We start from the raw sequence: 21,119 nt of genomic DNA, 5'->3' as shown, positions 1-21,119 counted from the left end.
TCACCAGGTCTCCGCTCCGTTGTACAGCGCCGTTACCAGGCGACTGGTAAACCAGGCGCCTTCTCCCGACTTGCAGGCAACGGCCGCCAGTCGATCCCCGTTGCTCCGGCGAGTCACTGTCAAGTGACGACATATGCGCCTGCTGGCAGAGAAGTAGGGGGAGTCAGCCACCACCTCCACATTCGCTCCCCAGGGGCTACTCGATAGTGTGGTGGCGCTCCCGGCGGGGGTTTGGGCAAGAAACCGCGACAAGTCGCTGGAGGCAGGGATCCCGGAAGGCTCGCTCATGATCCCCTGGGCACTGTTCGGCTGGGTAAGCGGACGCTGAACACAGCCAGTGATCAGCACCGTAGCAAGAAGAAGCGTGACCGTGGCCCCCCGGCGAAAGACGCTTTTCCTCGAAAAACCCGAGGCCCTTTCAGGCGCCCTTCCATCGGCTGGAATCGACCTTAAAAACGTGCAATATCGAAGCATAATCATAGCGAAATTCCCGACGTCGTCATGCGATAAACGACGAATAACTGTTACAGATGTTTTAGCAATTTCGCAATAATATCTTGCTCGCTCATTATCTCGGTGTTGACGGAAACCTCTGGCTTCACAGGCGCCTCATAAGGACTATTGATGCCAGTGAAATCCAGAATCTTGCCTTCCCTCGCCTTCTGATACAGTCCCTTAGGGTCTCTCTCTTCACAGACATCCAGGGGCGTATCGACAAACACCTCGACAAAATCATCGCTAAGAAACAGCGCCCTGGCCGCCTCTCTATCTGCTCGAAACGGCGAAATAAATGCGGTAATAACGATCACCCCAGCCTCTGCGAAAAGCCGAGCAACCTCACCGACTCGCCGAATATTCTCCGCCCTGTCCTGCTCCCCCATGCCAAGGTCCTTGCATAGCCCATGCCGGACATTGTCGCCATCCAGCAGCATGGTGTGATACCCGCGTCGATTGAGCTCCACCTCCAGAGCATTGGCGAGGGTCGACTTGCCGGAGCCCGATAACCCGGTAAACCAGACGCAGCAGCCACGGTGGCCATTGATCCGCTCTCGCATGGTCTGGGTTACCGTGGTGCGGTTCCACACCACGCTGGCCTTGCTGTCGTGTTTGCGGAATTCGTAGGGCAGCTCCGCATCCGACGGACTGTGGATCATCCCGGCACCGACGGTAAGATTGCTCAATCGGTCGATCAGAATGAAGCAGCCCGTGCCAGGGTGGGTACGATAGTCGTCGACAGGTATCGCGGTGGTGAGCTCGACACGGCAACGCGCGATAGCATTGAGATCCAGCTGCTCCCCATGCCGTTGCTCCAGGGTGTTGACGTCCACCAGGTAGTCGATGGCGACAACCTTTCCCGCAAGGTCCCGAGTGGCCAGCTTGATGTCATACAATTTCCCGGGTTCCAACGGGGACTCGTGCATCCACACAATATCGGCCACGAATTCCGACCGAAGCGGCACCTGATCATCGACCCCGACGATCCAGTCTCCGCGCGATGCATCGATCTCGTCACACAAGGTGATGGTCACCGCTTGCCCGGGAAATGCCGCATCGAGATCACCATCCATGGTAACGATGCGCTTCACCTGACTGGTGGTACCGCTCGGCAGCACCTTGACCGCCAGTCCGGGAGTCAAGACACCGGAGCTGAGGGTGCCCGCGTATCCCCGGAAATCCAGATTGGGGCGGTTGACGAACTGAACCGGCAAGCGCACATCTCGCAGATTCTGGTCGTGCCTGATCTCGACCTCTTCCAGCAGCGTGAGCAGGCTGGGGCCGTCATACCAGGGCATCTCGCTGCTGGGCTCGACCACGTTGTCGCCTTTCAGCGCAGACAGCGGGACAAAATGTATATCCCGGGCCTCGAGTCGATCCATGACGTGCCGATACTCGTCGACGATCTGCAGATAACGATCTTCGTCATACGCCACGAGATCCATCTTGTTGACCGCTACCACAAGGTGCTCTATGCCCAGCAGGTCGCAGATGAAGCTATGGCGACGCGTCTGGGTCTGCACACCGTGTCGAGCATCAATCAGTATGATCGCAAGACTGGCCGTGGAAGCGCCGGTCGCCATGTTGCGGGTGTACTGCTCATGCCCCGGCGTGTCGGCAATGATGAACTTGCGTCTCTCGGTGGAGAAGAACCGATAGGCCACATCGATGGTGATCCCCTGCTCACGCTCTGATTGCAGGCCATCCACCAGTAGCGCGAGATCCACCTCGTCACCGGTGGTGCCGCTGGTGCGAGATGCCTGGGTGATGGCGGCCAGCTGATCCTCGTAGATCATCTTGGAGTCATGCAGCAGGCGCCCGATCAGAGTGGACTTGCCATCATCGACACTGCCGCAGGTAATAAAGCGCAGCAGGTCCTTGTTCTCGTGTTCCTTCAGGTAGCGTTCGATGTCGCTGGCGATCAGCTCGGATTGATGGGACATGACGAATTCCTGGTAGAGGCGCAAGCCACAGCACCCGGACAAGGATGCCGAGGAGACTAGGGCTGAACCGGAGTGCAATCTGGAGACTGGAAGAGCGGAGCGTGGAGGAATGCGGCGAGCCACGCAGTCGCGGCCTTTGCCGTCTGGTGAAGCGATGGGTGTAGCCGCCTTCCCGGGAACACCCCCCATCGGCAATCCACGAGTTCAGTACAAGACGGCAGGCGAACATCTATTCCAACTAATTTAGAAATACCCCTCGCGCTTCTTCTTTTCCATCGACCCCGCCTGATCATGATCGATGGCTCGACCGCTGCGCTCGCTGGTCCGCGTCAGCAGCATTTCCTGGATGATTTCGGGGAGAGTCGCGGCTCGAGATTCCACCGCACCGGTCAGGGGATAACAGCCGAGGGTACGGAATCTTACCCAGCGCTCCTGGGGCGTTTCGCCCTTCCGCAGCGGTAGCCGGTCGTCGTCGACCATGATCGTCATGCCATCCCGCTCCACCACTGGCCGCGGTGCGGCGTAGTACAACGGCACAATGGGGATTCCCTCGAGATAGATGTATTGCCAGATATCCAGTTCCGTCCAGTTGGAGAGAGGAAAGACGCGAATCGACTCCCCCTTGTTCACCTTGGCGTTATACAGGCTCCACAACTCGGGACGCTGGCTCTTCGGCTCCCACCGATGATGCCTGTCACGGAAGGAGAAGATGCGCTCCTTGGCACGACTCGCCTCCTCATCCCTGCGGGCACCCCCAAAGGCTGCGTCGAATCCATGGTGATCAAGTGCCTGCTTGAGAGCGGCGGTCTTCATCACGTCGGTATACTTGGCGCTACCGTGATCAAAGGGATTGATATCGGCCGCGACCCCCTCCTGATTGATATGCTCGATCAGCTCCATGCCGGACTGCTTCGCCATGAGATCGCGAAAGGCGATCATCTCGCGGAACTTCCAGGTGGTGTTCACGTGCATCAACGGAAAGGGGGGCGTGCCGGGAAAGAAAGCCTTGCGCGCCAGATGCAGCATCACCGATGAATCTTTGCCGATCGAGTACATCATGACCGGAGAACGGAACTCGGCTGCGACTTCTCTGATGATATGGATCGATTCGGCCTCCAGCTGTCGGAGGTGTGTCTGGCGATCGGGTAGTAGTTCCATGACGGATCGAAGTCCTCGGAAAGGGAAACACTCGCCGGCTGAATGCGTGGACTCGGCCGACTCGACCCGCGTGACGTAGCCGCAGCCGTTGGCCCGATTCGCCCACAGCAGCACCAAGGCTCCAGGCACCGGAGAGTGGGCGCGGCATGTGATCCGCGAGTTGGTGCAGGAGAGGGGCACTGGACCTGATGGCGATGAAGCACGCTACCGCCCCGGGATGTCACGGACGCCTTCCCATGCCCTGCTTCAACGAATTTTGCCCTCGACCGTGGTAGCAAACAGACGAGTAACATTGATAACGGTTCATTAACACTTGATCACAATCATCGATACTAATGTTTTTGTACTTCTCCATCCAGACACGGGCGAGGTTATTGGCGGGCAATAAACGGTTACTGCATAGAGAGTAATCCGCCTCCCTTTAACTATGCTGCAATACAAAAAAACATCTAAAAGGCCATAATCTACACACGCCAAAAAAATCATCAAAAGGTCAAAAAAATCAAAGACATGATAAAAAAGCTAAGACCGAAAAAAGCATGCTCGTTGCAATAATTCCGTTACGGCACATTTAAAAGCTTCGTGCCTAGTTCTTCGGTACAATAATTAAAGTAAACATTGGAGAATTTAGGTTAGGTGTGAGGCACGGCCGGCATAGACTTTATTAATCAACTTCGACGGTATTGTTTTTCATTAAAACTTCACCATCTTGGCGCAGAACATTTCTTGATCGTCAGAAGTGCCAGCATCCAACAAATGTAAGCTTCTAACGCCCCGCCTCGGCGCCAAGGCCATAAGGGGGCGCCCGGAGGCCCGCTTTTATGAGGGAGTTGCCATTGAGCAGGGCAATTAACTGTGCCGAACTTTAGCTCCCAGGCCGCTCCAGGCGCGCGCTTCCTCCAGTCTGATCCTTCTCAAGGAGGCCCTCCTGGCCCCCAATCGACGTTCCGCCATCACCGGGCACGTGATGACGGGCGCCCTGCAGGGCGCGGAGGAACACAAGAATCAGAAGGCAGAGAGGGACAGGGGGAGGGACAGAGGGACAGAGAGGCAGAGAGGGCCAAAGTGGCAGGAGGGCCAAAGGGACAGAGGGACAGAGGGACAGAGGGACAGAGGGACAGAGAAAGGTAGAGGCAGAGAAAGGTAGAAAGTAGATAGCGGGGGGCCGGTCATGGGAGAGACCACCAAGGGAAACCGCGCTCCCCGGCATCCCACGTCGAGAAGCCCCAAGATGGAGAGGCGTGCTGGCCTGGGGTAACAAGCATGGCGGGGCAACCACTCAGGCTCTGCGCCGCCAGGGGGCAGAACCTGGGCTGGAGCTGGAGGGTTGAAGTGGAAGGTTGAAGAGGAGGATTGAAACGGGGGCCGGAAAGACCCGGCCCCGGCTCACTATCAGGACATCAAGCGGGGGTTGGCGCGGCAACCCGCTCGGGGTGATTGGCCGGCGCTGAGGCAGAGCTGGCAGCCTCACTCAGGGTAAATCCTGCCACCATCCGCCCCAGTCGGTCGGCCTGTTCCAGCAGGTGCTCGGTGGCAGCAGAGGACTCTTCGACCAGACTCGCGTTCTGCTGCGACATGCGGTCCAGCTCCGCCACCGCGATATTGACCTGTGCGATACCTTCGCTCTGCTCTTCCGCCGCCACGCTGATCTCGTCCAGACTCAACGTGACGCGCCCGACCTGTTGAACGATCTCGCCCATGGTCTCGCCCGCACGGCGCACCAGCTCGGTACCGCTGGCCACGCGCTCGCCGGAGGTCTCGATCAAGCTACGAATTTCACGGGAAGCCTCGGCGGACCGGGTGGCCAGTTGGCGTACCTCACTGGCCACCACGGCGAAGCCACGGCCATGCTCCCCGGCCCTGGCCGCCTCCACCGAAGCATTGAGCGCCAGCAGGTTGGTCTGGAAGGCGATACCATCCATCACCTTGACAATGGCGCCGATCTGCACAGAGGACTCGGTGATCGACTCCATGGTGTCCACCACCTGGTCCACCACCTCACCGCCTCGCTCGGCGACGTCGGTGGCCTCCCCCGACTGCCGCCTGGCATCGCGCGAGGCCGCCGCCGTATGCGCCACGGTGCTGGTGATCTCCTCGATCGATGCCGAGGTCTGCTGCAGGCTCGATGCGGTCGTTTCGCTGCGTCGCGACAGGTCCTGCCCTCCCAGTGCGATCTCGCCGGCGGCGACCCGCACCGACTCGCTGCTGTCCCGGATGGTGATCATCACCGCCTCCATGCGCGACACGAAGCGATTGAACGCACTCGCGATCTGGGCCACTTCATCCTTGCCGTCCTCCGGCAGGCGGCGGGTCAGGTCTCCGTTGCCACTGGCGACGTCGGCCATGGCATCCCGCGCAATCGACAGTCGCTTGAGCGCGAGGGTCAGCAGCACGCTCAGCAGCAGCAGTGCCACCAGGCCGACGATCACCAGAGTCCAGAGCGCTGCCTGTGTCACCTGCTGAAGGCTGGCACCGGCCTCCCGGCTGTCCAGGGCAATCACCAGTCGCCAGTCGGTACCGCTGATGGGCGTGGCGAGAAGCTCGCGCTGCCGTCCGCCGATGTCTACGGTGACAGGGCGTGCCTGGTCACCCAGCTGCGTCAGGAAATCCGGCGTCAGACGCGCAGACAGCTCGGTCGCCGGCGCCAGGCTCAGCGTGGCATCAGGATGCGCCACTAGGGCTCCCTCACCATCGACGAGGAAGGCAAAACTGCTCGGCGTCGGCGCGATGTCGGCCACCACATCGATCACACCGTCGATGGTGATATCGCCACCCGCCACCGCCTCGAGCCTGCCCTCATTAAAGAAGGGCGTGGCGAAGGTCACCACCAGCCCCCCCGTGTTGGCATCCTTGTAGGGAGGGGTCACCACGGTCGCTTCAGCCTCAACGGCCTGCTGATACCAGGGGCGCTGACGCGGATCATAGTCTGCGGGGGCATCCCAGCCGTCGGAGAAGATCACATCTCCGCTCGCGGCCTCGGCCAGATAGGTGGTGAGAAAGCCGCCACCGGCCTGCAACTGCAGCAGCGCCGCCAGGGGTTCGGCATCGGACACTGCCGGCGCCAGTGCCTCGAGCTGGCGTGCGTGGCTCGACACCCACTCATCGATGGCCACCCGATTGCCTTCGGCGACCGAGGCCAGCTGCTGCGCATCCTGGCGCTCCTGATGGTGATGCAGAATGCTGAGGTTGACCGCTCCATTGATGGCCAGGGCCACCACTATGACGGCCACGGTGGTCAGCAGGAGCCGAAATCTCAAGGAATGAATCATGTCGCTCTCTGTCAAGGGTTACGCCTTGCGGCTGCAAGGTCGACACAAGCGACTATCGGCCATCGAGAATGCCTCTTTAGCCCAAGTTTGACGATTACCCCCTTTCGCCTTCCGAATGGCTCCCGGACGGCTCCCGAATGGCTCCCGAGCGACTCATCGACGATAGGGAAACGGGCCGCGCCCGTCAGGCACTGACACCCTGCGCGAATCGTCTGGCCTGCCGGCGCTCGCGCCAGGCCTGCAGCCCCCGCCACCACGAGCGCCGCGTTTTTAGCGTCATCTCGCCGATGCAGGTGTCGTCGTCTTCGTCGGACAGCTGCATGTGCGCGCTGGACTGCCCCAGCGCCAGGGCGGTGCCGGTCAGACGTTCGGCTTCCTCCCGTGAGCGCTCGACCATCTGGGCGTTGCGCTGGGTGACAGCATCGATCTCGGCCATCGCCCGATGAATCTGATCGAGGCCCTGATGCTGCTCTCCGGCGGCCTGTTCCAGTTCTGCGATTCGGCCCCCCAACTGCCCGACTGCCGCCGCTATCCCCTGGATCGACAGATCGGCGGCGCGGGACTGCCTCGCGCCATCGGCCACGCTCTTGCTGGAAGCACCGGTCAGGCTGCGAATCTCGCCGGCCGCTTCGGCGCTGCGCGCCGCCAGGCCGCGCACCTCCGCCGCTACCACCGCGAAGCCTCTGCCGTGCTCGCCAGCACGGGCAGCCTCCACCGAGGCATTGAGGGCCAGCAGGTTGGTCTGAAAGGCAATATCATCGATCAACTTGACCATCGCCTGCACCTGGTCGGCATGGCGCTGGATCTCGTCCATGGCCGCCGCCACCGCGGCAACGCCCTCACTGCCCTTGCTGGCACGCTTGCCCACATCGCCCGCCAGGCGGTTGGCGTCCCCCAGATGCTGCACCGTCTGGGCCACCGTCGCCGTCAATTGCTCGAGGCTGGCGACCGTCTGCTCCAGGGCCGACGCCTGGCGCTGGGTGCGGGTGGCCAGTTCGCGACCATCATCGAGCATGCGTTCGGCATTGTGACGCAGGTCATCGCTGGTCTCGCGAATCCCGCGAATGTTCTTCACCAACGCCCGTCGCAGTGACTCCACGCCCCGATACAGCTGGCCCACTTCGCTGCTGCCCATATCGGGCAAGCGACGCTCGAGTCGGCCCTGGGCCATCGCCTCGAAGTGTTCCAGCAGCTGCTTCAACGGGACCAGCAGGTAGCGTCGAACCGTCAGAGCCATTGCCATGGCCAACACCAGGGCCAGGGTGAGCGCCGCCGCCAGGGCCAGGTTCATGCTGTCTGCCAGGTGCCTGAAGCCGGCAGCCAGTCCCTCTTCCTGCTCCAGCGCCAGGGTGGAAAAGGCCTCCACGCTATCGACAAAGGCCTGGCTCATGCTGGTCAGTCGAGCCTGGCCCGAATCATAGGCGCCAAGGTCTTCCTCCTTGAGCAACATCAGCTGCAGTTCCAGGCCGGTGGATACCAGCGAGCGGAAGTGGCGCTCGAGCGTCGCCTTGTTGTCTGCCTGGGCCTCGCCGACATCGATCGCCATGAAGGCCTCGAAGGCCTCCCTGGCCTCGCTCAGCAGCGTCTCGGCAGAAGCGATCACCGGACCCGGTCGATCGAAAGACGGCACCCGCGTCAGCCTGGCCGCCCGATCCATCTCGACGCGTGAACGAAAGACCCTGGTCTGGGCAAGATTAAGCAGACGGAACTGACCGACGTGCTCGTCGCGCATTACATCGAAAGCCTCTCGTCCTTGCTGGTTGGCGTAAAGGCCCAGCCCACCCAGTCCGACCATCAATATCAGAAAGAGAGACAACGCCAGCAGCCCGCTGGCACGTATGGAGAGCGTTCGAAAAGACGTCATGGAGCGAATATCCCTGGTTGCCCCGCTTCTCGGGCGAGCGGGTGCCGAAGGAATATCAGCAAAACATTACATAATGATGTCGGCAGCCGATGGGGGGATCTCCGAGGCGGTAGCCGAGGCGGTAGCCGAGGGGGTAGCCGAGGCGGTAGCCGAGGGGGTAGCCGAGGCGGTAGCCGAGGGGGTAGCCGAGGGGGTAGCCGAGCGCGGCACCTACACCTGCATGTTCATCACATCCCTGTAGGCCGATACCAGGCGATTGCGCACCTGCTGGCCCATCTGAAAGGCCACGCTGGCCTTCTGCATGTCGACCATGACGTCGTTGAGTTCGACCCCCGGCACCCCGGCCTGGAAGGCCTTGGCCTGCGAATCGGCGGTGGCCTTGAGCTCGTTGATGCGCTGGATCGACGACTTCAAGGCGTCGGCGAAGCCGGCGTCGGCCTGGGCCGCCTCGGTGTTGCCCCCCAGTGTCGGGGACGACACCTGGCTGGCCTCGCGGGCCATGGTGGTCATCTGGGCAAGGGCCGATTGCATCGCGGGAGTCGACATGACGGGTCCTGTGTCTCGTTGGCCGGTGACGGAGGCGCATCGCCTCCACGACAGCAAGCCTAACAAGAGCGAGCGCACCGTCATCGAAGCAAATGGCCGTCAAAACATGGGCTATTTCGATCATTGGCTGGCCACAGCCCCGGGATAATGGGCATCAACACAGAACCGGGCACCGCCCGCGGCCACCCGACCCACGGACCACCGGTCATGCCAATGAACAGCCCCCATTTGCCGTCCCCCGACGGGAGTCGTCCATGAGCTCAGCGGCCTCCGCCTCAAGCTCCGGCCCCCTGTCCGGGCTAACGTCCCGCTTACGCGGCAAACCCCTGATTCCCTTGATGATCGGGGGCGCCGCCGCGATTGCTCTGATCATTGCCCTGGTGATGTGGGCCTCGCGCCCACAGTATCGAGTCCTGTTCAGCAATCTCAGCGAAGCCGACGGCGGCGCCATCATCACCGAACTCGATAGCCGCGGGGTGCCTTATCGCTTTTCCGCCGGCGGCCACGCCTTGATGGTGCCGGACGACCAGCTGCACACCCTGCGCCTGCAGCTTGCCGAACAGGGCCTGCCCCACGGCGGCAACGTCGGCCTCGAACTGATGCAGGATCAGGCCTTCGGTATCAGTCAGTTCGCCGAGCAGATCAACTACCAGCGCGGCCTGGAAGGCGAGCTGGCCAGATCCATCGCCTCGTTGGGTCCGGTGGCCAACGCCCGTGTCCATCTGGCCCTGGCCAAGGACTCGGTGTTCGTACGCGAGCGTCAGCCGGCCAAGGCTTCGGTGGTGCTGACACTCGAGCCTGGCCGACGTGTCGGCGAGGGTCAGGTGGCCGCCATGGTCCACCTGGTCTCTTCCAGCGTGCCCGACCTGGCCGGTGAAGACGTCACCGTGATCGACCAGAACGGGCGCCTGCTGTCATCTGCCGACGCTGGTGGGCTGGGGCTGGACGGCTCACAGCTGGACTACGTCGCCGAAATCGAGCGTTCCTACCAGCGGCGCATCGAGGACATCCTGGCGCCGCTGGTCGGCCATGCCAACGTGCGTGCCCAGGTCACCGCCCAGATCGACTTCTCCCAGCGTGAAGAGACCCAGGAGCGCTATACCCCGAACCAGCCGCCCGCACAGGCGGCGGTCCGCAGTCGCCAGACCAGCCTGGACATCAATGGCCAGGGTGACCTGGCCAGCGGCATTCCCGGCGCCCTGAGCAACACCGCGCCAGGTACCGCCGCGTCACCCATCGACAACGGTGATGCCGCGCAGCAGGACAACGACGAGGCCGCCGCCGATACCGCCGAACAGGAAGAGGCGTCACCGCAACGCCTGCGGCGCGATGACGTCACCAACTACGAGCTGGATCGACAGGTATCACATGTGCAGTACCAGAAGGGAGGCATCGAACGCCTGTCCGCCGCGGTGGTGGTGAACTACCAGGACGGCGTCGATGAGCAAGGCGAAGCCACTCTCACCCCCCTGTCAGCGGAACAACTCGCCGAGATCGAGGCACTGGTGCGTCAGGCCATGGGCTTCTCGGAAAGCCGCGGCGACGCCCTGTCGGTGGTCAACAGTGCTTTCGCCCAGGCACCCGAGGTCGCAGCCCCCACCTGGTGGCAGGACCCGATGGTCCATCAACTGGCCAAGGAACTCGGTCGCTATCTGCTGATCATCCTGGCCGTCGCTCTGCTCTACCTGCTCGTGCTGCGTCCGCTGATCCGTCGTTATACCGAGGCTCCGGTGGCCCCGGCCCCCATGCCCAGCGCCTTCTCGGCACGGGTCGGCGACGACGAGAGCGACGACGAAGAGGCGTCCGAGGGTGACAGCGAGACGACCGACGGTGAGGACGCCACCTACGGCCGCGACAACCGCCGCCGGCGCAAGGCCAGCGCCTACGAACAGAACCTCAACGACCTGCGCGAGCTGGCCCAGGAAGATCCCCGCATGGTCGCCATGATCGTACGCAGCTGGATGAACGCCAATGACTAACATCGAAGCCTCGAGCGGCATCCGCCGCAGCGCCGTACTGCTGCTGGCCCTGGACGAGGACAGCGCGGCGGAAGTGTTCAAGTTTCTCAATGCCAAGGAAATCCAGCAGCTATCAAGGGAGATGACCCAGCTCGGGCAGATCTCCCACGAAGAGATGCGTCGCGTGCTGCACGACTTCCACACCGAGACCGAGGAGTTCATCGGTCTCAACATGAACTCCAGCGAGCACATCCGCTCGGTGCTGACCAAGGCGCTCGGCACCGAACGGGCCTCCAGCCTGATCGAGGACGTCCTCGAAACCGCCGGCACCAGCAGCGGCATCGACGCCCTCAACCTGATGGAGCCGTCCATGGTGGCGGAGCTGATCCGTGACGAGCATCCACAGATCATCGCCACCGTGCTTGTGCACCTCGAGCGCCACCAGGCGGCCGACGTGCTCGAGCTGTTCGACGACAAGCAGCGCAACGATGTGGTGCTGCGCATCGCCACCTTCAGCGGCGTCCAGCCGGCGGCACTGCAGGAACTCACCGAAGTGCTCACCAGCATGCTCGACGGCCAGAACCTCAAACGCAGCAAGATGGGTGGTGTACGTACCGCGGCGGAGATCCTCAACCTGATGAACACCACCCAGGAAGAGGCCGCCATCGACACCGTGCGCGCCCACAGCGAGGACCTGGCTCAGAAGATCATCGACGAGATGTTCCTGTTCGAGAACATCGGCGACCTGGACGACCGCAGCATCCAGCTGTTGCTCAAGGAGATCGAGACCAACAGCCTGGTCATCGCGCTCAAGGGAGCCCCGGAAACGCTCAAGGCCAAGTTCCTGGTCAACATGTCCCAGCGCGCCGCCGACCTGCTGCAGGAAGACATGGACGCCAGAGGGCCCATTCGTATCTCCCAGGTGGAGACCGAGCAGAAGGCCATCCTGCAGGTGGTGCGTCGCCTGGCCGACAACGGCGAAATCGTGCTCAGCGGAGGCGACGAAGCCTATGTCTAGGACACCTCGATTCAGTGAACCTGGCACGCCGGCGAGGAGGGTCTCGGCATGAGCCAATGGCGCCGCTGGAACATGGGCGAGCTGCCCGAGGAAGGCGACGACGGCACCACCGAGGCCGCAGCGACCCCGCGCCCGCCCACTCGCCAGGAACTCGATGACGAACGCCGCCGGGCCCGCGAGACGGGCCACCGCGAGGGCCATGCCCAGGGCCACCAGAAGGGCTACGACGAGGGCTACCAGAAAGGACTGGCCCAGGGCCTCGAGCAGGGCCTGGCCGAGGGCCGCGCCCGCGCCGAGCAGGAGATCGCCGACGCCCTGAACAGACGCTGTGAAGAGGCCCTGGCACCGCTTGGCCGACTCGTCGACGAGTTCCGCACGGCACTGTCCGAGCTGGACGATGCGGTGGCCGAGGATCTGACCGATCTGGCCCTGGCCACCGGCCGGCAGCTGGCGGATGACGCCCTCAAGGCCCGGCCACGCCAGGTGGTGGAGCTGGTCCAACGGCTTTTGCACACCGATCCGCCACTGGTGGGACGCCAGCGCCTGTGGCTGCACCCGCTCGATCTGCGCCTGGTGGAGCGCCACCTGGGCGAGCAGCTCGAGGCCGCCGGCTGGACCCTGCGCGCCGACGAGCGTCTGCACCGTGGAGGCTGCCGGGTCAGCGGCGAACAGGGCGATATCGACGCCACCTGGGAGCGTCGCTGGCAGGCGGTGAATCGCCAGGTGCGCAGAAGGGCCCCGCGCCACACCCCCGAACCAGAGGATCATGGCGTCGCCCACGAGGACTATGCGCCATGAACGGCCCCCAGATCCACCAGCAGCGCTGGCAGCACGCCCTCAAGGCCGTCGCCCATCGCGTCGACCCCCTGCCCATGACCAGGGCCACAGGCCGCGTCGTGCGCGCCACCGGCATGGTCATCGAAGCCGTCGGCCTGCAGGTGGCGCTGGGTGACAGCTGTCGCATCGAGCTCCCCGGCACGGCAGATCATACCGCTGCCGGCTCAGCGCACGACTACGCCGAGGCCGAGGTCGTCGGCTTCGCCGGCGATCGCCTGTTCCTGATGCCGCTTGGCGAGATCAGTGGACTGATGCCCGGCGCCCGGGTGCTGCCCCTGGGCGACGGTAGCGTCAATGCCTCGCGGCGCTTTCCGCTGGGCGAGAGCCTGCTGGGCAGGGTCGTTGACGGCACCGGGGCACCGCTGGACGGTCTCGGTGAGCTGGATGACGCCCCCCGTGCGCCATTGGCCACACCGCCGCTCAACCCCCTGTCTCGTGCTCCCATCGAGGAACAGATCGACGTCGGCATCCGCGCCATCAACGCTCTGCTCAGCGTCGGCCGCGGCCAGCGCATGGGCCTGTTCGCCGGCTCCGGCGTCGGCAAGTCGGTGCTGCTCGGCATGATGGCGCGCTACACCCGAGCCGACGTCATCGTGGTCGGACTGATCGGCGAACGTGGCCGCGAGGTCCAGGACTTCATCGACAACATCCTCGGACCCGAGGGCCGGCGCCGTGCCGTGGTAGTGGCGGCCCCCGCCGACACCTCGCCACTGCAACGACTCAAGGGCGCCGCCTACGCCACCCGCCTGGCGGAAGGTTTTCGCGACGACGGCAAGAACGTGCTGCTGATCATGGACTCGCTGACCCGCTACGCCATGGCCCAGCGCGAGATCGCCCTGGCCATCGGCGAACCCCCGGCAACAAAGGGCTATCCGCCCTCGGTGTTCGCCAAACTGCCGGGGCTGGTGGAGCGCGCCGGCAACGCCGAGCCCGGTGGGGGATCCATCACCGCCTTCTATACCGTGCTGACCGAAGGCGACGACCAGCAGGACCCCATCGCCGACTCCGCCCGCGCCATCCTCGATGGCCACGTGGTGCTGTCGCGCAGCCTGGCGGAATCCGGCCACTACCCCGCCATCGACATCGAAGCCTCGATCAGCCGAGCCATGAACGCCATCGTCGACGACGGCCAGCGCCGCCAGGCCCAGGGCTTCAAGGCCATGTTCTCGCGCTACCAGCGCAACCGTGACCTGATCAGCGTGGGCGCCTACCAGCCCGGCCACGACCCTCGCCTGGACGAAGCCGTGCGCCGCTATCCAGATCTGGAAGCCTTTCTGCAACAGCGAATCGACGAATGCGCCACCCTCGAGGCCTCGCGTCAGGCGCTCTCGTCCACCCTGGGAGGAACCTCATGAGAACCCCTCTGGACACCTTGACCGAGCTGGCCCGGGAGGCCCGCGACCAGGCGATGCAGCACCTTGCCAGCGCCCGCCGAGACGAGCGTCAGGTCGCCGATCAGCTGTCGTCGCTGGAACACTACCGACAGGAATACGCCGAGCGTCTGCATCAGAACATGCGCAGTGGCATCGATCCGGCCACCCTGCACAATACTCAGCGCTTCCTGCTGTCGCTTGACGATGCCCTGGCCACCGCGCGACGGGCGCTACAGCAGCAGCGCCAGAAGGTCAGCGACAGCCAGCGCGAGTGGCAGCACGAACAGCAGCGCCTCAGCGCCTACGACACCCTGGCCGAACGCCGTGCCCAGGAAGGCCTGCGCCAGCAGGCCCGCCAGGAACAGCGCTCCAGCGACGACCTGATCAACAGCCGACTGCAGCGCGGCAGCGCCATGCCCGGCGGCTACTGACCTCAAAGGAGCTCACCATGGACCTCACCTTGTTGGGCCTGGCAGGCCCCGTTTCTTCCCAGGCCAGTGGCAGCAAGGGCGCCGCCGCGCCGATCGGTGGCGACTTCGCCCAGCGCCTGGCCGCACTCGGCGGCCAGGCGGCCCCCCTCGACAATACCGGGCGCCCCGCCAATGGCCAGGCCAGCGACACGGCGCTCAGTGATCAGGACCATAGCGAGCCCCAGGACTGGACACTGGCACTGCTGGCCGTTGCCTCATCCGCCCAGGGCCCCCACGGGCAGCCCGCTGCTGACGCAGGCCAGCTGTCGTCAGCAGGGCTCGGCGCACCAGGCTTGAACGGCGTACCACGGGACGCTACAGGCGCAGCGCTTGCCGGGCAGCTGCCCGGCGAGGCGCATGCACTGCTGACACAAGGCGGCGCCGCAAGTCAGCAGGCACTGCCGCTGGACGTCGCAGCCCAGGCCAAGCCGGCGCTCTTGACGTCACCGCTATCAGGGCCGTCGGCGCAGGCTCAGCTTTCGCCCCTGGTTCGGGCCCTGTCCCAGGTCCAGCCCCAGGTTCAGGCCCAGGTCCAGAATCAGCCCCCTGCGCTGCAGAGCGCCGCCCTCGACGCCACCGCCGCCACGGAAAAGGCGCCCGCCCAGTCACGCCTGGCACAGGACGCGCTCCCGGCGCTGCATCGACTCCCCAGGGCCGAGCATCCGGTGGATCGCGCTCCCTCGGCGGCGCAGCAGGCAGCCATGGCCGCCGGCAGCAATGCGCAGGGTAATTTACAAGGACAGGCACCCGTTGCCCCGGCGGGCCTCGCACCCGGCGCCCTGGCTCCAGACACGGCCGGCTGGATGGCCCAGGGCACAGGGTCAGGCGCTGCGGAACTGCGTCCCGGCGAGATCCTTGCTGGCGCTGCCCGAGGCGAGGCCGACGCTTCGCTGGATGCTGTGCTCTCGCCCACCGCCTCACAGGTACGGGGCGCGTCGCCCTTTGGCTCCTCCCTGGCCGCCGCCATGCCCCCGGGTACCAATGCCTCACTGTCATTCAACCAGGCCGCCTGGCCGCAGCAGCTCGGCCAGACCCTGGCAAGACTGACCAGCCAGGGCGGTGCGGGCGAGCAGCAGGTCGAGTTACGCCTGCACCCTGCCGAACTCGGCTCGCTGGGGGTGACCCTCAAGCTGGGCGAGCACGGTGCCCAGGCCCAGTTCTTCTCGGCCCACGCCCAGGTGCGCCAGGCCCTTGAGCAGGCCATTCCCCAGCTTCGCGAAGCCCTGGCCGAACAGGGCATCCAGCTCGGTGACGCCTCGGTGAGCGACCAGGGCGCGCAGTTTGGTGGTCAGCAACCCTCGGACTCACGCGGCCAGCCATCGCTGGCAGCCTCCGGCCAGGGCAAGGGCGAGTCGATGGAGCCGGCCACCACGGCAAGCTCTGCCCCTGACCAGCGCCACGACTCAGACGATGGCCGCGTGGACATCTACGCCTGACGCACAGGGCTGGATACGCGCCTGACCTCTGCCTGACCTGTGCCTGACCCACGCCCTTCCAGGCTCCCCCTGCCGCTACACAGCGTGAGCGGCGGGGCTCACCCCACAAATACCCAAGATAGGCACGAACTCGGTGCCTGTTCTCGCCATCGATCGCCGATGCCTGACGGCATACTAAAGATGTGGCACGCCCGCACGCTAGTACATTACCGCCCCTCGAGGGGCCACAGGCTCAGGACTTCAGGACATGGCGAAATCTCGACGGCTCATCTGGTGTCTGATAATCCTGGTCATCCTCGCATCCTTCGGTGCCGCGGCCGGGTTCTACCTGCTGTACCAGGAAAAGGCGCACGCAGAATCAGCAGACACCTTCGGCGAGCATATGGCCCAGGCCAGCACCGGCGCGGTTGAAGAGACGGCGCCCATCTACCTAAAACTGGAGCCCTTCACCGTCAACCTGGCCGAAGACAACGCCGGACCGCGCCTGTTGTACGCCGGCCTGACCCTCAAGCTCAGCGATGACGCTAGCCTCGAGACGCTGGAACAGCACCGTCCCCAGGTGCGTAACCAGCTGTTGTTGCTGCTGTCGGACCGCGAGGCCGAGACACTGGTCAGCGCATCGGGCAAGAAGGCCCTGGCCGAGGATATCGTCGCCACCCTGGAAGACGTGCTCGGCCCCGAGCGTCCGCGCATCCATATCGATGATGTGCTGTTCACCGAGTTCATCGTCCAATAGGTCGCCCCCATGTCTCAAGACGATCTCCTGTCCCAGGAAGAAATCGACGCACTGCTCAAGGGCGTCAGCGGCGACGACGATGCCGAGGGCGAAGACAACGCAGCTCGAGGGCGCTTGCGCCCCTTCGATCCGGCCAATCAGCAGCGCATCATCCGCGAGCGTCTGCAGGCTCTGGACATCATCAACGAGCGCTTCGCCCGCCACTTCCGCACCGGCATGTTCAACCTGCTGCGGCGCAGCGCCGACATCAGCGTCGACGCCGTGCGCTACCTCAGCTACAGCGAGTTCTCGCGCAACGTGCCGGTGCCCACCAACATCAACATCATCGCCATGAAACCGCTCAAGGGCTCGGCCCTGATCGTGTTTCCCCCGAGCCTGGTGTTCATGGTGGTGGACAACCTGTTCGGCGGTGACGGCCGCTTCGTCACCAAGTCCGAAGGGCGCGAGTTCACCAATACCGAACAGCGCATCATCCAGCGCGTGCTGAACATGGCCATCGATGGCTACAGCGAGGCCTGGAAGTCCGTCTACCCGCTGGACATCAGCTACCTGCGCTCGGAGATGCAGTCCAAGTTCGCCAACATCACCAACTCGCCCAACGAGATCGTGGTCAGTACCAGCTTTCATCTGGAGGTCGGCAACCTCTCGTCCAGCTTCCAGATCTGCATGCCCTACAGCATGATCGAACCGCTCAAGGACCTGCTGACCAACCCGTTGAGCGAGAACAGTCGCGACAAGGACGGCGCCTTCCACCGGCGTATGGCCGGCGAGCTGCGTCATCCAGAGGTAGAGCTGGTGGCCAACTTCGCCACCATCGACTCGCGCATCGCCGAGGTGATGGCGCTGAAGGTCGGTGACATCCTGCCGCTCGAACTGCCCGATACCGTCACCGCCCAGGTCGACGAGGTGCCGGTGATGGAATGCGAATACGGCAGCCAGCGCGACCAGCGCGCCCTCCGAGTCCTGCGGATGTTCGACCACGCCGCCGGTCACCAGCCCAGCAACGCCTTCGTCAAAGGCTCTCGGCCTCCTTCCAAGGAATCGCACCATGACTGACCCCAATAAACCCGACTCCCCTGTCGGCGACGACGACTGGGCCGCCGCCATGTCCGAACAAAAGGACGATGCCACCAGCGATGGCGCTGGCGAGGACGACCCCTGGGCCGATGCCATGGCCGAACAGCAGGCCGCCGAGGAAAACCCGGGCGAGCAGGCCTCAAGCGATACCCCTGCCGCAGCGCGCGCCGCAGGAGACAGCGTGTTCCGCCCGCTCGGTGAAAGCACCTCCTCCAGCGCTGCCCGCGAGCTCGACATGATCATGGACATCCCGGTCAAGCTGACCGTGGAGCTTGGTCGCACCCGCCTGACCATCAAGCAGTTGCTGGAACTGGCCCAGGGCTCGGTGGTGGAACTGGAGGGGCTGGCCGGTGAGCCGATGGACATCCTGATCAACGGCTACCTGATCGCCCAGGGCGAAGTCGTGGTGGTCGAAGACCGCTACGGCATCCGTATCACCGAGATCATCACCCCCTCAGAGCGGGTGCAGAAGCTCAACCGATGAACGAGACCACCTCCAGCGCCGCCGTCGACGGACTGGCCCAGGGAGGCGACAGCCTGCTGGGGCTGGCCATGCTGGGCAAGACCGCCGCCGCCCTGGCACTGATCATCGCCATCCTGCTGGGCCTTTCTGCCTGGCTGAAGCGGCGGGGCGGCGGCTTTCACGGCCAGCAGTCCCGACTCAAGGTGGTCGGCTCCACCGCCGTCGGTCAGCGCGAGCGCGTGGTGGTGGTTCAGGTCCAGGATCGCTGGCTGGTGCTCGGCGTCGGCGGCGGTCAGGTCAATCGGCTGGACAGCCTGCCCGCCCCGACCGACGAGGCGACGCCCGCCCAGCCGGACGCGCCGCAGGGTGACAGCTTTGGCGAGCGCCTGGGCCAGGCTCTCAAGGCCAACCTTGGTCGGCGAGAGCGGTGATGCGACAGTTGATACTTCTTCAGCGCAACCTCTCCTCCCGTCCCTGGACGCCACTTGTGGCCAGCCTCGGACTGGCCCTGGTTGTCTGTCTGCTGGCTGCCGGCCCGGCCCAGGCCCAGCAGATCCCGGGCCTGATCAGTGAACCCATGGCCGACGGCGGGCAGAAATGGTCGCTGTCGCTGCAGACCCTGCTGCTGCTCAGCGCCATGGCCTTTCTGCCCACGGCGCTGCTGATGATGACCAGCTTTACCCGCATCATCATCGTGCTGAGCCTGCTGCGTACCGCCATGGGCACCGCCTCGACGCCGCCCAACCAGGTGCTGCTGGGCCTGGCGCTGTTTCTGACCGCCTTCATCATGTCTCCGGTGCTCAGCGACGTCTACCAGGACGCCTGGCTGCCGCTGTCCACCGACGCCATCGATTTTGGCCAGTTCATCGAGCTCGCCCAGCAGCCCTTTCGCGAGTTCATGCTGGGCCAGACCCGAGAACCGGACCTCGCCATGTTTGCCCGCCTGTCCGAGGTCGGCTCCCTGGCCGGTCCCGAGGACGTGCCATTGCAGGTGCTGGTACCGGCCTTCGTCACCAGCGAACTGAAGACCGCCTTCCAGATCGGCTTCACCATCTTCATCCCCTTTCTGATCATCGACCTGGTGGTCGCCAGCGTGCTGATGTCACTGGGCATGATGATGGTCCCGCCGGTGACCATTTCGATGCCGTTCAAGCTGATGCTGTTCGTGCTGGTGGACGGCTGGCAGCTGATCATCGGCTCGATGGCGGAAAGCTTCTATTTATAGGCCCCCGACGACAGGGCCCCGGCGAAGGCCTACGGGCCCAGACAAGGCGGCGCCAGCAAGGAGACTCGTCATGCATCCCGAAACCGTCATGAGTTTGGCCTACCAGGGCATGCGCGTGACCCTGCTGCTGGGTGCGCCGCTGCTGCTTACCGCGCTGTTCACCGGCCTGCTGGTCAGCCTGTTCCAGGCCGCTACCCAGATCAACGAGATGACGCTGTCGTTCATTCCCAAGATCCTGGCCGTGTTTGCCGTGCTGGTGCTGGCCGGTCCCTGGCTGCTGCAGCTGATCATCACCTTCACCCGGGAGCTGTTTACCAGTATCCCGGCGCTGGTGTCCTGAGCCGGGCCACCTGCGCTGAAGCCACCGGCCCTATCCCCGAGGCGCCCGCGTCCTGATGGTCGAGATCACCTTCACCCAGCTGCATGCCTGGCTCAGCCTGTTCCTGTGGCCGTTCATGCGCATCACCGCGCTGATGCTGAGCGCCCCCCTGTGGGGCCACAGCGCGGTGCCTACCCAGGCCAAGATCGGGCTGGCCGGTGCCATCAGTGTGGTCATCTCGCCGATGCTGCCACCGCTGCCCGATGTCCCGGTGGCCTCCTGGGCGGGCTTCGGCCTGGTGGTCGAACAGCTGATCATAGGCGTGGCCATGGGCCTGTGCGTGCGGGTCATTCTGGTGGTGGTACAGGCCACCGGTGAATTTATCGGACTGCAGATGGGCCTGGCCTTCGCCACCTTCTTCGATCCTTCCAGCGGTACCAACATGGTCGTGATCTCGCGCTTTCTGTACATGATCACGCTACTGATGTTCCTGGCGGTGAATGGCCACCTGATCGTGCTGGAACTGTTGATCACCAGCTTCGAGACCCTGCCCATCGGCATCCAGCGCTTCAACCCTGAAGCCTTCATTCTGCTGGCCCGCTACGGCGGCACCATCTTTGCCACCGGCCTGCTGCTGGCGCTGCCGCTGGTCGCCCCGCTGCTGACCATCAACCTGGCACTCGGCATCCTCAATCGCGCAGCACCCCAGCTGACCGTATTCAATATCGGCTTCCCCACTTCTCTCAGCGTCGGCCTGGCACTGCTGATGGTCCTGATGACCGACCTCGGTCGCTTTCTGCAGCGCCACTTCCACCAGGGTCTGGATTTCCTGCAGTCGCTGCTCGACACCCTGGCGCCCCTGGCGAGCTGAAGCGACGGGAAGCGACCTGCAGCCAGGCGCGATATCAGACTCGCGAACGACTCCGATCAAG

General features: G+C 64.1%; 20 protein-coding genes. 14 read left to right on the top strand and 6 right to left on the bottom strand.

The features are described 5' to 3' along the window. The 5 genes from EBB56_RS22400 to EBB56_RS13960 all read right to left on the bottom strand — a co-directional run bounded on the left by EBB56_RS22400 (window position 1) and on the right by EBB56_RS13960 (window position 8,729). The gene (locus EBB56_RS22400) at window positions 1-288 is read right to left on the bottom strand and encodes a DVU3141 family protein (RefSeq protein WP_221621186.1); all 288 of its coding nucleotides are present in this window, start codon (window positions 286-288) and stop codon (window positions 1-3) included. Between the two features lie 236 nt (window positions 289-524). After that, window positions 525-2,438: a sulfate adenylyltransferase subunit CysN gene (gene cysN / locus EBB56_RS13975; RefSeq protein WP_124804626.1), complete on the bottom strand. Its 1,914-nt coding sequence runs from the start codon at window positions 2,436-2,438 to the stop codon at window positions 525-527. 243 nt (window positions 2,439-2,681) lie between these two features. Continuing rightward, the gene (cysD, locus tag EBB56_RS13970) at window positions 2,682-3,596 is read right to left on the bottom strand and encodes a sulfate adenylyltransferase subunit CysD (protein WP_045992429.1); all 915 of its coding nucleotides are present in this window, start codon (window positions 3,594-3,596) and stop codon (window positions 2,682-2,684) included. 1,400 nt (window positions 3,597-4,996) lie between these two features. Then, window positions 4,997-6,865, bottom strand: a complete 1,869-nt coding sequence (locus tag EBB56_RS13965) for a methyl-accepting chemotaxis protein (protein WP_124804625.1) — start codon at window positions 6,863-6,865, stop codon at window positions 4,997-4,999. A 184-nt stretch (window positions 6,866-7,049) separates the two neighbouring features. Continuing rightward, window positions 7,050-8,729, bottom strand: a complete 1,680-nt coding sequence (locus EBB56_RS13960; protein WP_124804624.1) for a methyl-accepting chemotaxis protein — start codon at window positions 8,727-8,729, stop codon at window positions 7,050-7,052. 73 nt (window positions 8,730-8,802) lie between these two features. Here EBB56_RS13960 and EBB56_RS21905 point away from each other — a divergent pair, with 73 nt between their 5' ends. After that, on the top strand, window positions 8,803-8,970 hold the full coding sequence (locus EBB56_RS21905) for a hypothetical protein (protein ID WP_185696442.1): 168 nt from the start codon (window positions 8,803-8,805) through the stop codon (window positions 8,968-8,970). Here the strand turns inward: EBB56_RS21905 and fliE are convergent. Then, window positions 8,940-9,275 carry a flagellar hook-basal body complex protein FliE gene (gene fliE, locus EBB56_RS13955; RefSeq protein WP_045992432.1) on the bottom strand — a complete coding sequence of 112 codons (336 nt, stop codon included), beginning with the start codon at window positions 9,273-9,275 and terminating at the stop codon, window positions 8,940-8,942. The two genes, EBB56_RS21905 and fliE, sit on opposite strands and share 31 nt — an antisense overlap. A 254-nt stretch (window positions 9,276-9,529) precedes the next feature. Between fliE and fliF the strand changes: the two genes are divergently transcribed. From fliF to fliR, 13 genes are all read left to right on the top strand, one after another. Further along, the gene (fliF, locus tag EBB56_RS13950) at window positions 9,530-11,254 is read left to right on the top strand and encodes a flagellar basal-body MS-ring/collar protein FliF (protein WP_045992433.1); all 1,725 of its coding nucleotides are present in this window, start codon (window positions 9,530-9,532) and stop codon (window positions 11,252-11,254) included. Beyond that, on the top strand, window positions 11,247-12,251 hold the full coding sequence (gene fliG, locus EBB56_RS13945; RefSeq protein ID WP_045992434.1) for a flagellar motor switch protein FliG: 1,005 nt from the start codon (window positions 11,247-11,249) through the stop codon (window positions 12,249-12,251). The genes fliF and fliG overlap by 8 nt, the downstream gene beginning before the upstream one ends. Before the next feature lie 48 nt (window positions 12,252-12,299). Continuing rightward, window positions 12,300-13,049 (top strand): flagellar assembly protein FliH, encoded by a 750-nt coding sequence (gene fliH / locus EBB56_RS13940; RefSeq protein WP_124804623.1) that lies wholly within the window; start codon window positions 12,300-12,302, stop codon window positions 13,047-13,049. Further along, window positions 13,046-14,443 carry a flagellar protein export ATPase FliI gene (fliI, locus tag EBB56_RS13935; RefSeq protein WP_124804622.1) on the top strand — a complete coding sequence of 466 codons (1,398 nt, stop codon included), beginning with the start codon at window positions 13,046-13,048 and terminating at the stop codon, window positions 14,441-14,443. The genes fliH and fliI overlap by 4 nt, the downstream gene beginning before the upstream one ends. Further along, window positions 14,440-14,892, top strand: a complete 453-nt coding sequence (gene fliJ / locus EBB56_RS13930; protein ID WP_124804621.1) for a flagellar export protein FliJ — start codon at window positions 14,440-14,442, stop codon at window positions 14,890-14,892. The genes fliI and fliJ overlap by 4 nt, the downstream gene beginning before the upstream one ends. Before the next feature lie 17 nt (window positions 14,893-14,909). Next, complete coding sequence (locus EBB56_RS13925; protein WP_124804620.1) at window positions 14,910-16,367, top strand: flagellar hook-length control protein FliK; 1,458 nt, start codon at window positions 14,910-14,912, stop codon at window positions 16,365-16,367. A gap of 247 nt (window positions 16,368-16,614) precedes the next feature. Beyond that, the gene (gene fliL / locus EBB56_RS13920; RefSeq protein ID WP_124804619.1) at window positions 16,615-17,103 is read left to right on the top strand and encodes a flagellar basal body-associated protein FliL; all 489 of its coding nucleotides are present in this window, start codon (window positions 16,615-16,617) and stop codon (window positions 17,101-17,103) included. Between the two features lie 9 nt (window positions 17,104-17,112). Beyond that, the gene (gene fliM / locus EBB56_RS13915) at window positions 17,113-18,159 is read left to right on the top strand and encodes a flagellar motor switch protein FliM (protein ID WP_045992439.1); all 1,047 of its coding nucleotides are present in this window, start codon (window positions 17,113-17,115) and stop codon (window positions 18,157-18,159) included. Further along, on the top strand, window positions 18,152-18,664 hold the full coding sequence (gene fliN, locus EBB56_RS13910) for a flagellar motor switch protein FliN (RefSeq protein WP_124804618.1): 513 nt from the start codon (window positions 18,152-18,154) through the stop codon (window positions 18,662-18,664). Before fliM ends, fliN begins: the two co-directional genes overlap by 8 nt. Then, a complete protein-coding gene (gene fliO / locus EBB56_RS13905) occupies window positions 18,661-19,074 on the top strand; it encodes a flagellar biosynthetic protein FliO (RefSeq protein WP_045992441.1) in 414 nt (137 codons plus the stop codon). The genes fliN and fliO overlap by 4 nt, the downstream gene beginning before the upstream one ends. Further along, on the top strand, window positions 19,074-19,868 hold the full coding sequence (gene fliP / locus EBB56_RS13900; RefSeq protein ID WP_124804617.1) for a flagellar type III secretion system pore protein FliP: 795 nt from the start codon (window positions 19,074-19,076) through the stop codon (window positions 19,866-19,868). The genes fliO and fliP overlap by 1 nt, the downstream gene beginning before the upstream one ends. Window positions 19,869-19,938: 70 nt before the next feature. After that, window positions 19,939-20,208 carry a flagellar biosynthesis protein FliQ gene (gene fliQ / locus EBB56_RS13895; protein WP_045992443.1) on the top strand — a complete coding sequence of 90 codons (270 nt, stop codon included), beginning with the start codon at window positions 19,939-19,941 and terminating at the stop codon, window positions 20,206-20,208. Window positions 20,209-20,263: 55 nt separating this feature from the next. Next, window positions 20,264-21,058, top strand: a complete 795-nt coding sequence (gene fliR / locus EBB56_RS13890) for a flagellar biosynthetic protein FliR (protein ID WP_108132067.1) — start codon at window positions 20,264-20,266, stop codon at window positions 21,056-21,058. Window positions 21,059-21,119: the final 61 nt, after the last annotated feature.

The organism is Halomonas sp. YLB-10 (assembly GCF_003856855.1).
GTDB classification, from domain to species: Bacteria; Pseudomonadota; Gammaproteobacteria; order Pseudomonadales; family Halomonadaceae; genus Halomonas; species Halomonas litopenaei.
The sequence above is the reverse complement of the archived record's forward strand: the minus strand, read 5'-3'. Positions and strand labels throughout refer to the sequence as shown.